Origin of the sequence: Peptostreptococcus russellii (assembly GCF_003012055.1) — a bacterium.
Taxonomy (GTDB): domain Bacteria; phylum Bacillota; class Clostridia; order Peptostreptococcales; family Peptostreptococcaceae; genus Peptostreptococcus; species Peptostreptococcus russellii.
The window spans coordinates 227,126-238,644 of the sequence record NZ_JYGE01000002.1 but is presented as its reverse complement, the minus strand read 5'-3'; the positions used below and the strand labels follow the sequence as shown (position 1 = coordinate 238,644).

The 11,519-nt window shown below is 32.3% G+C and carries 14 protein-coding genes; 6 read left to right on the top strand and 8 right to left on the bottom strand.

Going from position 1 to position 11,519, the window contains the following annotated elements:
* Positions 1–198 precede the first annotated feature (198 nt).
* Positions 199–2,823: a GH39 family glycosyl hydrolase gene (locus UF10_RS02010; RefSeq protein ID WP_106776153.1), complete on the bottom strand. Its 2,625-nt coding sequence runs from the start codon at positions 2,821–2,823 to the stop codon at positions 199–201.
* 235 nt (positions 2,824–3,058) lie between these two features.
* Here UF10_RS02010 and UF10_RS02005 point away from each other — a divergent pair, with 235 nt between their 5' ends.
* Positions 3,059–3,976, top strand: a complete 918-nt coding sequence (locus tag UF10_RS02005; RefSeq protein ID WP_106776152.1) for an IS3 family transposase — start codon at positions 3,059–3,061, stop codon at positions 3,974–3,976.
* 318 nt (positions 3,977–4,294) lie between these two features.
* On the opposite strand, the gene UF10_RS02000 is transcribed toward UF10_RS02005, so the two are convergent.
* The gene (locus UF10_RS02000; RefSeq protein ID WP_106776151.1) at positions 4,295–4,471 is read right to left on the bottom strand and encodes a DUF4177 domain-containing protein; all 177 of its coding nucleotides are present in this window, start codon (positions 4,469–4,471) and stop codon (positions 4,295–4,297) included.
* Between the two features lie 241 nt (positions 4,472–4,712).
* On the opposite strand from UF10_RS02000, the gene UF10_RS01995 reads away from it, so the two are divergent.
* The 5 genes from UF10_RS01995 to UF10_RS01980 all read left to right on the top strand — a co-directional run bounded on the left by UF10_RS01995 (position 4,713) and on the right by UF10_RS01980 (position 7,397).
* Positions 4,713–5,330, top strand: coding sequence for a hypothetical protein (locus tag UF10_RS01995; RefSeq protein WP_146130759.1), 618 nt, complete (start codon positions 4,713–4,715; stop codon positions 5,328–5,330).
* Between the two features lie 151 nt (positions 5,331–5,481).
* Positions 5,482–5,835 carry an AbrB/MazE/SpoVT family DNA-binding domain-containing protein gene (locus tag UF10_RS01990; protein ID WP_242969020.1) on the top strand — a complete coding sequence of 118 codons (354 nt, stop codon included), beginning with the start codon at positions 5,482–5,484 and terminating at the stop codon, positions 5,833–5,835.
* A 15-nt stretch (positions 5,836–5,850) separates the two neighbouring features.
* Positions 5,851–5,964 (top strand): type II toxin-antitoxin system RelE/ParE family toxin, encoded by a 114-nt coding sequence (locus UF10_RS09180; RefSeq protein ID WP_146130758.1) that lies wholly within the window; start codon positions 5,851–5,853, stop codon positions 5,962–5,964.
* Between the two features lie 216 nt (positions 5,965–6,180).
* Positions 6,181–6,816 carry a TetR/AcrR family transcriptional regulator gene (locus UF10_RS01985; protein ID WP_106776148.1) on the top strand — a complete coding sequence of 212 codons (636 nt, stop codon included), beginning with the start codon at positions 6,181–6,183 and terminating at the stop codon, positions 6,814–6,816.
* 23 nt (positions 6,817–6,839) lie between these two features.
* Entirely contained in the window at positions 6,840–7,397 is a 558-nt protein-coding gene (locus UF10_RS01980; protein WP_106776147.1) for a hypothetical protein, read from the top strand.
* Between the two features lie 67 nt (positions 7,398–7,464).
* On the opposite strand, the gene UF10_RS01975 is transcribed toward UF10_RS01980, so the two are convergent.
* From UF10_RS01975 to UF10_RS01950, 6 genes are read right to left on the bottom strand one after another with little or no spacing between them, the layout of a single operon-like run.
* Entirely contained in the window at positions 7,465–7,935 is a 471-nt protein-coding gene (locus UF10_RS01975) for a flavodoxin domain-containing protein (protein ID WP_106776146.1), read from the bottom strand.
* Positions 7,936–7,992: 57 nt separating this feature from the next.
* Positions 7,993–8,883, bottom strand: a complete 891-nt coding sequence (locus tag UF10_RS01970; RefSeq protein ID WP_170062426.1) for a GNAT family N-acetyltransferase — start codon at positions 8,881–8,883, stop codon at positions 7,993–7,995.
* A complete protein-coding gene (locus UF10_RS01965) occupies positions 8,864–9,481 on the bottom strand; it encodes a class I SAM-dependent methyltransferase (RefSeq protein ID WP_242969019.1) in 618 nt (205 codons plus the stop codon). Before UF10_RS01965 ends, UF10_RS01970 begins: the two co-directional genes overlap by 20 nt.
* Positions 9,465–10,283 carry a CPBP family intramembrane glutamic endopeptidase gene (locus UF10_RS01960; protein WP_106776144.1) on the bottom strand — a complete coding sequence of 273 codons (819 nt, stop codon included), beginning with the start codon at positions 10,281–10,283 and terminating at the stop codon, positions 9,465–9,467. Before UF10_RS01960 ends, UF10_RS01965 begins: the two co-directional genes overlap by 17 nt.
* Before the next feature lie 34 nt (positions 10,284–10,317).
* Positions 10,318–10,782, bottom strand: a complete 465-nt coding sequence (locus UF10_RS01955) for a GNAT family N-acetyltransferase (RefSeq protein ID WP_106776143.1) — start codon at positions 10,780–10,782, stop codon at positions 10,318–10,320.
* Positions 10,783–10,803: 21 nt separating this feature from the next.
* Entirely contained in the window at positions 10,804–11,505 is a 702-nt protein-coding gene (locus UF10_RS01950) for a flavodoxin family protein (RefSeq protein ID WP_242969018.1), read from the bottom strand.
* Positions 11,506–11,519 lie beyond the last annotated feature (14 nt).

Genomic DNA, 11,519 nt, shown 5'->3' with positions numbered 1-11,519 from the left:
TATTGAATATAATCACCCTTTCATATTGAATAAATTACAAGTTATTAACTATAATATGTTATGGATATACAGTATAAGTATAAGATTTTAAGAATAATATAACTACCCCATTGTTGTCTATTTAGGCCCCTTTATTTGACATAGTGGAAAACATTACCATAACCATAGGTAACATGTAAAATTCATAAAAAAATAGCCCTAGATTTGCTTCTCTAGGACTAGTAGTTCTATTCCATGTACTGGAATAGAAAAGCTGCATTTTATTTCATTTTCTATTTTTATTTCTTCTATTCTTATGGTTGGCTGGGATCTAGCTTTTAGATAGGCTACTTCTTCTGTGCTTAGATAGTCTGGGCTCCCAATCTTAATCCATTCATCAAAAGCAGACCCATTTTCCCTATTTAAAATATATCTCCTAAGTCTATACTCTCCATTTAATCCTTTGAGATTTATATTTAAGTTTAAATTATCCTTGTGCTCATAGACGTCATACCGACTCTTGCTATTTAGACTAGATGTGTCCCCTGATAAAAATATATCATCAAAGTAGGCATAGTTATAGGCTAGGATTTGTATACCTTCATCTTTCTTTGTTACTATAAAGTCATCCTCTTTATGGATGATTTTATCCCCTAGTTTTGATAATAGCCAATATGCATAGTAGCCTGCCTTCTTGATACCATCTTGGTTTATAAGGCCAAAGCCTCCATGAAATGGATTTTTATCAGCTATCATCTCTTCAAATATATCTGTAAATACCCAATAGCCTATAGAATCAGCTAAACCAATAGACTCTAGGATGTTCCTTACAATAAATGTAGATGTATAACAAGTATCACTAATAAGGTTTCTACCAAATGCTGTGGAGCTCCATTCTACTATATGGATCTCTTTACTTGAAGGAAATACTTCTTTTATCTTGTCATTTATAGCTCTTAATGTATTAGGTGTGTGGTCTTTTTCATGGTAGATGGACTTGACCCCTGTAGAACTTTTTATGATTTCAAGTAAGTTTTCACCATTTAAAAATCTATCTAATAGCTTGAGTAAACTTTCATCTATGATTTCTTTTTTTGTTTGGGATAAATTTTCCTTGTTGGCCATCCTTAATAATAATTCTTGAACGGCATCTTCTTTCCCAAAAGATTCTGGATAGATATGCATGGTTATCATATCCAAAGGCACTTGGTTTTTGCTGCAATAGATCATAAAATCCTCTAGCCAAGTCCCATACTTTATTGACTCATGGGTTATAGATGGCCCTCCTACTCTAATCTTTTCTGAGACTGACTTCACTGCCAAAACTGTCTCCTTGTAGAATTCAAAATATTCTTCCCTAGAACCTATCCAAAAAACCTGCTCTAGCTCTGGTTCATTCCATACCTCAAAATACCATGATTCCACTTCCTTGAGTCCATATCTTCTAACACAATGTTTTACGAATTCCCTTACTAATTCTGTCCATAAATTGATATCCTTTGGCTGGGAAACATTGGCTTTCCACCAATACATATGGTTTTCTCCGCTCTTTAGCTCTCTTGGCATGAAGCCCAACTCTATAAATGGTTTAATATTTACCTCCATGAAGAAATCAAATAGGTCATTGACGTAATTCCAGTTATATATCACATTCCCATCACTATCAGTATTATAAATCATCATATCATCATGGAATATTCCATGAAATCTTACATATTTAAATCCAATTTCTCTTTGTAGTTCTCTAAATTGATCTCTCCAAGCTTCCTTTAAGCCCTCTGCTGCCCTGCCAAATGTGGTCAATTCTTGCCAATAGTGGTTTAAGTCTCTACCCTCTTTATTCGTGTCTAGGTGGAAATCCTGAACACCACTTAAAGGATCATCCTCTTCTAAGCTATCCTTACTATCCAAGTAGGAGTATAGTTTTTTAAGTGCAGCTCTTCTATCCACATCTAAATATGATTTACTTTTTATTTTCTCTTTATATAAGTCAATTTCCCTATCACTATAGGGCATGGCCTGTCTGAATTCAGAAGGTGTACATCCATAGTTTCGTTTAAATATAGTGTTTAGTGCTTTTATACTTGGAAACCCACTCTGAAAAGCAATGCTGGTTATGGTCTCATTAGTATGGGTAAGTAATCTTACGGCCTTACCTACTCTTTTCTGATTTTTATATTCTTGAAATGTCATCCCTATACTATTTTTAAAAAGCCTAGACAAATAATATATGCTCATTCCTTCAAGATTAGCTATATCCTCAAGGGTTACTAGATCATATAGATTTTCATCTATATATCTTATGATTCTATTCATTCTGATAATATTGTCCTTGGACTCCTCTAGGCTAGCCTCATTTATTTCTGCATGGTCAAAATTATGTAGTAGACCTTTAATCAATAGTAGGGTTTCACTTCCGATTTTTAATTGGTAGCCTGGGGCCTTTTTGCTTAGCTCTTTAAGCATCTTTGCTAATCCTTTTCTTATGATATCGAATCTTCCTTGTTCTTCCTTACCATAATCAAAAGATTTACAATCGATTGTAACCTTACTAAATAATGGATATATAAAATCTATACTCTTAGGATCCAATTGAAATACTAGACAAGTATTATCTTCTATAGTCCGAGAGGTACTATGGGCTTCCCCTGGATTAATCAATATAAGGTCGTTTTCTTTTAATAGATATTCTTTGTCAACTACTCTTATGTTTATTGACCCTTCTACTACTAAAATAATCTCTAATTCCTTATGGATATGCATCATATATTCATTTGTACTATGTAAAAATAAGTTAATGGGCACATCCTCTCTAAGTTCTATTGTTTCATAATATGGCTGCATTGCTTGCCCCCCCCTACCAATTTGCTATTTAAATATAACATATCATAATTTTGCAAACTTTGCCATATTAAGTTTGTCATTTAATAGGGTTTTTTTTGCTGTTATGCCTTTATACGATAAAAGCTAGACTGAATCCTGTATGTCCAATTAATGTGGCAGAGGGAGACACCACAAACCTTGAGGAAATCAATAGAATGAGAAAAGAAAATGCTAGACTCAAGGAGGAAAATGATATATTAAAAAAAGCTATGGCTATATTCGCGAAGAAGTAAATCCCAATACTATATTTGAAATTATTAAAGCTAATTCTATTATACACAACATAGATACTATGTGTAGGGTACTTAATTATCCTAGAAGTACCTACTATGATAAACAGAAAGAAAAACCTGAAAACAAGTGGAAGTCTGAAAATAAAAAGCTCAGAGAGAATATATTAAAAATCTACAATGGAAGCAATAAAATCTATGGTGCCCCTAAAATTCGTGAAAAACTAAAGAAATTCGGTTATGAAAACATCAGTATTAAGCGAGTTCAAAGGCACATGAAGAAACTTGGCATAAGATCCATTGTAGTAAAAAAATATCGTCCCCACAGGAGCAAGAAAAAGGTTTATGATAAAGGTGAAAACCTGTTAAACAGGGACTTTTCCACAACCAAGATAAATGAAAAATGGGTAGCAGATATTACTTATATACACTCCCTAAGAGATGGATGGACATACCTGGCATCTATCTTAGATTTGCATACCCAAAAAATAGTAGGATATAGCTATTCAAAAAATATGGATACATCTTTAGTATTAAAGGCATTAGATAATGCCATAGCAACACAAAAACCTGATAAGGGCTTAATTATACACTCAGACCGTGGTTCACAATATACATCTAAAGAATATAGACATGCAGTAGAATCAAAGGAATTCAAATTATCTTATAGTGCCAAAGGCTGTCCCTATGACAATGCCTGTATAGAAAGCTTTCATGCAGTATTAAAGAAGGAATGTGTATATTTAAATACCTTCATAGATTTCAACCATGCTAAATTAGTGTTATTTCAATATATTGAGGGCTTCTATAATAGAAGAAGAATCCATTCCTCAATCAAATATATGACACCAGATAAATATGAACAAATATGTAGAGCAGCATAGCTTGCTTTAGATTTTGAGCCTAAGGGGATGTTAGCCACCCCAACGGGGCTTGCCGTTGATAATCCAATAAAGAAATGCTACAATTATCCTCCACGAAGGCAATAATTAGCTTGCTTTGAGTTCTTCGCCTTGGGGTAAAAACCATTGAGCATTTATGTTTGGATTGTCAATGGTGGCGGAGATTAATAAAAAACCTAAATTTTTTTCCAAAGTATTGACATAGATCCAGGTTACATCGTACTTTAAATGAAAACACGAGCTCTAATTGCATCACACACTTACATTTATGAGGCAAGTAGAACTTCCCCTTGTCGTACTTTATTCTTCTTTCTCAAATACTAAATCAAATTCAGTTATTACTTGATTTCCAGATGGCAATGGAATTGCAGTAACAAATCTCCATCCATCTTTAGAATATTTATCTATTATTTCTCTATGGTCCTCTTTACTTAAAAGTCCTCGTGCTTTTGACTTAACATAAATATATTTGTACATACTAATTACTCCTCTCTCAAAAAAACTATTTGTTACGCATTAATCCACGAATACGCAACTAATTATCATCTTAAATATAATTATACTAAATGATTGTAAATTATTAAAGAACCAAAACTTTTCCTTCTCACGCACTGCTCACAACAATTATACCTTAATTACTCTAAGCAATGACGAAATATATTTAGTTAAAGTTTCTGAAACCCTTAATTTAAAAGCATTTATGCACCTTGTCACTATTATGACACGTTCCCCTGTAGGTATCTTCAGTATTGAAATTGTTAGAGAAAGTAATAGTATTCCGGATACTAGCGGATATAAGGTTTTATCCTTTAATGATTTTGCAAATAAAGATGTAGAAAATGATGGTATGTTATTAAGAAATGCAAGTATATTGATTCCAAAGTCCTATGAGTATACTTCCCTTACTGAGAATCCTGGATATCTAAAAACTGAGTATTCAAATGTGTTAAATGAAGCTCTTGCTAGAAACTTAGTTAACAGATATATAAATCAGGCAGAAAATGCCCTTATAGGAAACTATAGTAGAGAAATACGAAGCAGCTTTGAAGATGGAGTATATGATCCACATTTACATTCCAGCGGCTTTACAGATGAAGATTTCTATAGCTTGAAAGATGAAAATTTTGATGATGCTATAAAACGTGCACAAGAAATAATAATTGAAAGATCTATAGCTAAGGATAGTAGCCTGTGGGGTTTAGATGAAGTATATTTCTTAAGTTATAAAAAGGACGAAATAATCTTAAGAGATGGAAGTGAAGTATTTTATTTGGCAGGAATGGACTTTTCAGATCCAGAAGTTATAGAGGCTTCAAAATCTAATTTAGAGCTATAGAATTAATAAAGCTTATATTTTTACCCTTGATTCATTATGAATCAGAGTTGGCTAATAACAATTAAATATTTGACACTTCTTATTTATAATTATATACTAATAGTAAGGAAACTTGGTTTCCTTACTACAGCACATAAGGGGGGCTAAGATAGTGGAAAAACAAAGAATTAAAATCTCAAGTAAACGTCAAATTACAATTCCAGCTAAATACCATAAAGCATTGGATTTAGATAATGAAATTGATTTGATTTACTCAAATAATATGCTAATTTTATTACCTGTGAGAGAGGATAACTCTGCATTTGCAGAAGAAATTTTAAGTGATTTGATTGAAAAGGGCTATACCGGAGAGAAATTATTAACTGAATTTAAAAAAATCAATCGTAAAGTTAGACCAGCTGTAGAAAAGTTAATCGAAGAAGCAGATCAAATTGCTAGAGAATCCTCCGTTAACTATATAGATCCTACTGAGGAGATATTTGGGAACAACTCGGAGGATAAATAATGCTACCATAATAGAGTGAATTATGAATTAGCTTACAGAATTTCTAAACTTGATAATGGTAAAATGGTAATTATTATTATGGCAGGTACTCGTGAAAACTTCTATCAAGAACTTAAGCGATATATGTAGTAAAATGGCTAGGGCCAATATTCTTTAACCAGCAATAAAAGACTCGGAAATTGCGAGTCTTTTTTATATTCTATTTAGGTGCATTTCCTCTAAAAATCAATTACCCTATCTATAAATTTTTCTGCATTTTAAAAAACTCTTGACTTTATGACCACATGGTCATATAATATATGTATAAAGTGACCAGATGGTCTCTTCTTATTAAAGGAGGATATTATGCCAAAAAAAACATTTTTTAACCTGTCACTTGATAAAAGAAATTTAATAATCGCTGCTTCCATAGAGGAGTTTTCTAAAGCAAATTATAATACAGCCAGCATCAATCAAATCTGTAAGAAATCAAAGATTGCCAAAGGAAGCTTTTATCAATATTTTACAGATAAAATAGATTTGTATATCTATATAATGACCTTGGCTATAGAAGAAAAAATTAAGTTTTTTTCCACAGTTTTATCAGAGTTTAATAGCCTAACATTAATAGAACAAATCCGCCTACTCTATATTAAGGGTATAGAGTTTGGAAATACCTACCCACAATATGCTGCCCTTGGAGAACAATTCTCTAAAGAAGATGATCCTATAGCTAAATCTGCAGTTATGAAGGAAGGGGATAAGCAATCAGAATCCCTCTTTATAGAAATGATAACAGCTGCCAAAACTAAGGGCGAAATAGATAGTGATACTGACCCTTTAGCCTTAAGTATGATTTTACAATCATTAAATAATTCGGTTACTGAATTCATGCTTGATAAATATGGAGATGTCAGATATGAAGACTACCAAGAGGAGGTAAATAGTTTTATAGATTCACTACTAACTATTATTTTTAAAGGAATTGAGAATAAAAGTTAATCCATATTGAAAGGAGGATTACAATGAATAAGAAAATGGATTTCATCATAGGAATGTTTTTTGCCCTTGCTACAGTCGTATTTATCCTATTGTTTTTATCCAATGATATATTTTTTAATTGGGCATTTGAAAGGCACCATAATGTACTAAGCTGGTATATTAGACCATTATTTATAATACCCATAGTCTTATTTGCCTTTAAGAAAAGCTATACTGGCATATTCGCTTCAATCTTTGCCCTATTTACTAGTATGTTTTGGTTTCCTGCTCCAGCATCAGCCAGCCCTCAGGTTTTGGAGTTTTTGGCTTTTGAAATGGACTACTTAAAAGGTACATGGACCAGCCCTAAAATATTAATGAGCTTAGCAGTGCCCCTATTTTTCATCATGCTTATTATGGCAGCATGGAAGAGAAATCGGAAGTTGCTTTTAGCTGTAATCATAGGTGCAGCTCTTTTAAAGTTTATTTGGAGTATTGTATTTAGTGGTGAAGCAGGCATGTCTATTCTTGCCCCTGCCCTAGTAGGTTTAGTGGTTACCATAGGTGGAATATATTATTTTCTAAAGAAAAAAAGAGTGTAATGGCCCTAGCGGCTTATTACATTCTTTTATTTTTTAACCTAAGTCAAACAAAGCGTCCCTACGACTTCTAAAAGTCAATTACCCTATCTATAAATTTTTCTGCATCCTTAAAATCCTTTTTATTTGGATGATTCCTTGCAAAGAAAGCAAATAGATCAAAGAGCTTAAAATTTGAGAAGTCCTTTGTGACAAAACTACCCATACAAGCAAAGCTTCCTCTAACTATTGCACCCTTAGATTTTAAGACTTTAATTAGACTCTTGTTATAGAATTTCTTACCTATACCTGAAGTTGAAAAGACAAAAACATTCTTTCCTTTAAGATTTAATTTATCAATTAGCAAGAAAATCTTGGGTGATATGCTTTCTGCATATATTCCAGATCCAAATCCTATTAAGTCATAGTCTTCTATATCTATATCTAAATCGTTTTTCCCATCTAACTTTATAAGATTACAGCCGATTCTGTCCTTAAAGACCCTTGCTATTTTTTCAGTATGATTTTTATAATATGAATAACAAATAATTAGAGTTTTCATTAATACCTTCCTTTGAGCTTATTATAAGTAAGAAATAGTAAGAAGGCAAATCCTTCCTTAGCCCCTGCATATGTAGCTTCTTGTTATGCCCTTATCTATGAATCCATTTCTAATATAGAAATTTTGAGCAATCTTATTGTTTATTGCTGTATCTGTGTGCAAATATCTATATCCCTTAGTTAAACAATAATGAATTATATGATTGAGAAATTCAGTGCCTAGTCCCTTACCTTTAATATCCTTATGAATACCAATCCAAACTAAATAAATAGTGTCCTTCTCTCTTAACCCTGTAAGGCTATCTATATATTTTATCTCTGCATTTCCAATTAGATTTTTATTTTCATCATATAGTATAAATTTTTGCTTATTATCCTCTATTTCACCTACTTCTATATGACTATTATTTAGGTATTCTAACTCCTTTTCTTTCATATCGCATATATAATAAAGATTTTCATGTTCAACTTCAAATCCTGCTTCATACAATAGGTTTCCTATATAATCAAATCTTTCATGTAATTTTCCATGATTTCCATTGCAACTCATACCCATTACATGATAAAAAGCATATATATCCTTTATACTATTACTTTCAAAAAATCTCATAGATAAATCTAGAAGGGCATTTCCTATATCATTCCTTGATTGCTCATAATATAGGTTGCGTATAACCCCTATATTAATATCTTTAGTAATCTTTCCTTCCTGGGTAAAATGAAATGTTGGTATTCCATATTGTATAAATCCTTTAACTTCATCATCTTCACTACAAATATAAAGATTATTCCTTTTTAAAATAGACATGCCTTCAAAAGTATCATCTAATAAGGATTTTTTAAACGATTCATAACTTGTCTTATAAAAATAGGCTATGCCTTCTCCAATCTTATTCCAATAGTCAAACAAGATCCCTATATTTTCATTATTAACTTCTATAATCTGCATTATATGACCCCCTCTTCTTTGCCTTAGCATAGGCAGAATTCATCTTAATTGCCATAAAAACATAATAATTCTCTATCGCGCAAATTTTTACTCCACCAAATATTGATATAAACTTATTTTTATACCAATCCTTTCTCTTAGTAACCATATACATTCTTCCACCAATAGCTAGTCTATTAAATCCTTTCTCAATGAACTCTTTCGGTATTTTAAAATCCACATGATATGGTGGATGTGAAAGGATTAGCGCAAAGTCCTTTTCATCTAAATTTCTAAACCCATCGCTTTGATATATTCTTATATTTGGAACTCCATTTAATATAGCATTTTCCCTTGAAATCTGAACTGCTGTGCCTAGTTTATCTGTCATAATTACATTCTCATCACCAATTATTTTTGCAGCTAAAATACCAACAACCCCATATCCACAGCCTAAATCCAATACCTTGTCATTCCTACTAAAATTCACTATGGACAGCATTGCCAATGTTCCCCTATTAATGCCTTTGGGTGAGAATAGCTCAGCAGAAGTCTTAAATTTCATTTTTATATCTTTTACTTCTATTTCTATTGTTGACTTGTTAACCACTATATCCACCCCATCCTCTCTCCCTTTTAAATTTGTACCTTATTCCTAAGGAGAGAGTTACAATCAATTCTAGAATAAAAACCATATAAACTTTCCAATTCAGGTTTAACTGTAGATATCCTTCACTGCCTATATATACTGCTAGTCCTATACAGCCATTAAACCATGCATGACTAAATACACATAAGAATACATTTTCTGTATATTTATATAAAGTTGTGAAACTGAAACTTAAAATTATTGCTAGAAATGTATAGGCTGCAAAAGGCAATGCACTTTGTACCGTTCCACTTATCAGCCATAAAGGTAAATGCCATATACTCCATATAAGACCGACTATAAGTGTAGAAGCTAAATAATTTGTAACTTTTTCTAATTTGGGTTGCAAATACCCACGCCAACCTAATTCCTCAAATCCACCTCCAATAATGAAAAGAGGTAGATTAAGAAACATATATAGTATAGAAATAGGCTCTTGAATACCAAATGCAATCCAAACCATTAGAAAACGCCAACAGGTAAATAGACCAAAGATTAACCATGCATTCTTGGATATATCTTTGTTAAAAACAAACTTAATAAAAGCCTTTAATGAAATACTTTTATCAGACTGCCTATAAATCATGTATGCACCAATAGCGGGTCCAAGAGATCCAATTATCATAGGGACCCAAGTTAATATCTCCCCATACCAAAGTGCATCAAATATTTGATTAGCTATAATAATTATTAGCCAAAATATCCATGATATAGAGAATGTATATATCAAAAATAACTTAATTTCATTTATAGATTCTTTTCTTACAGTCATGTTAATTCTCCTCAGTAAATAATGTATAATGAACTTAACCAATGTGTTTAATCATAATTAGACAAGGGTTTTCTTTCCCCCACAATTCAGGTAAGCATTCTAAAGGTCTAAACCCAACTGATAAATAGAACTTCCTTGTGCCTGAATAATGAACATCTGGATGGGATTCGTCTAAGGTTTTTACCTGTAAAAATTCATATCCTTTTTCTTTAGCCCAACTCATAACACTATCAATTAAAGCTCTACCAATCCCTCTTCTATGATAATCAGGGAGTATCCCCATAACATAGATCTCTGCTGAGTATTGATTATTTTCTTTTATAGAAATAAAACCTAATGCTTTTGACTCTTCAACTGCTGAGAAAAGTGGCAGTTTACTACTCTTATCAATATATTCCTGTGTGGATTCTGCTACTCCAAACCAATCGGGAAGTGATTTCAATATATTAGTAGCGATTTCTATCTTTTGTTTTTCATCAAATATTTCCTTTATTTTCATCTAGTAAATTCCCCTTTCCCATCACCAAGGTCTGTTGCTATCAAGCCATCCATTTTCTAGCCAGTATTTTTTATCAGTAGGATTCCAATCATTTGCTTTTTGCCCCAATCGCATAATTAAAAACATTGTTTTCGTCTTTAATCCTGGCTTTGCCCTGCCGATTTGTTTTTCAATTTGACTAGATATTTTTTTGACTTCCTTTTCAATCTTTAATTTCTTTTCTGCTTTTACAGTCTCCCAACTTGAAGCACCAACATTCTTACCATAACGATAGATTTTTGGTATTCCCCAATGAAATAAATTATCCTTCAAGGACCTTGTAACTTTTTTTGTACCTGCACCTGCAGCTGTAGATACAACCAATCCAACCTTATTGAACATTTTAGGATAAGGTCTATGTGCCATCCATCTATAGGCTAGGTGATCAAGAAATGTTTTAAGTTGACCACTCATTCCATAAACATAGCAAGGAGATTCCAATATTAACAAGTCAGCTTCATTAATTTCCTTAATAACTGGTTGGACCTCGTCTGCATGGGGACATTTTTCCTCACCTTTTTCGAAGCAACTAAAACAGCCTATACAAAACGATGGTGTATCCTTGGGCATGAAAAATTCTCTTATCTCTGTATTTTTATCTGCAATATTATCCAAAAATAGTTTTGTAATATTATAAGTACTGCCTTTATGCATCTGTCCATGTAAAACTACTATTTTTCTCAAACAAATCCCCCTAT

Bases quoted from the DNA above. Each gene is read 5' to 3' on its own strand.
- UF10_RS02010 (WP_106776153.1), bottom strand. From the start codon at position 2,823: ATGCAGCCATATTATGAAACAATAGAACTTAGAGAGGATGTGCCCATT.
- UF10_RS02000 (WP_106776151.1), bottom strand. From the start codon at position 4,471: ATGTACAAATATATTTATGTTAAGTCAAAAGCACGAGGACTTTTAAGT.
- UF10_RS01995 (WP_146130759.1), top strand. From the start codon at position 4,713: ATGACACGTTCCCCTGTAGGTATCTTCAGTATTGAAATTGTTAGAGAA.
- UF10_RS01985 (WP_106776148.1), top strand. From the start codon at position 6,181: ATGCCAAAAAAAACATTTTTTAACCTGTCACTTGATAAAAGAAATTTA.
- UF10_RS01980 (WP_106776147.1), top strand. From the start codon at position 6,840: ATGAATAAGAAAATGGATTTCATCATAGGAATGTTTTTTGCCCTTGCT.
- UF10_RS01975 (WP_106776146.1), bottom strand. From the start codon at position 7,935: ATGAAAACTCTAATTATTTGTTATTCATATTATAAAAATCATACTGAA.
- UF10_RS01970 (WP_170062426.1), bottom strand. From the start codon at position 8,883: ATGCAGATTATAGAAGTTAATAATGAAAATATAGGGATCTTGTTTGAC.
- UF10_RS01960 (WP_106776144.1), bottom strand. From the start codon at position 10,283: ATGACTGTAAGAAAAGAATCTATAAATGAAATTAAGTTATTTTTGATA.
- UF10_RS01955 (WP_106776143.1), bottom strand. From the start codon at position 10,782: ATGAAAATAAAGGAAATATTTGATGAAAAACAAAAGATAGAAATCGCT.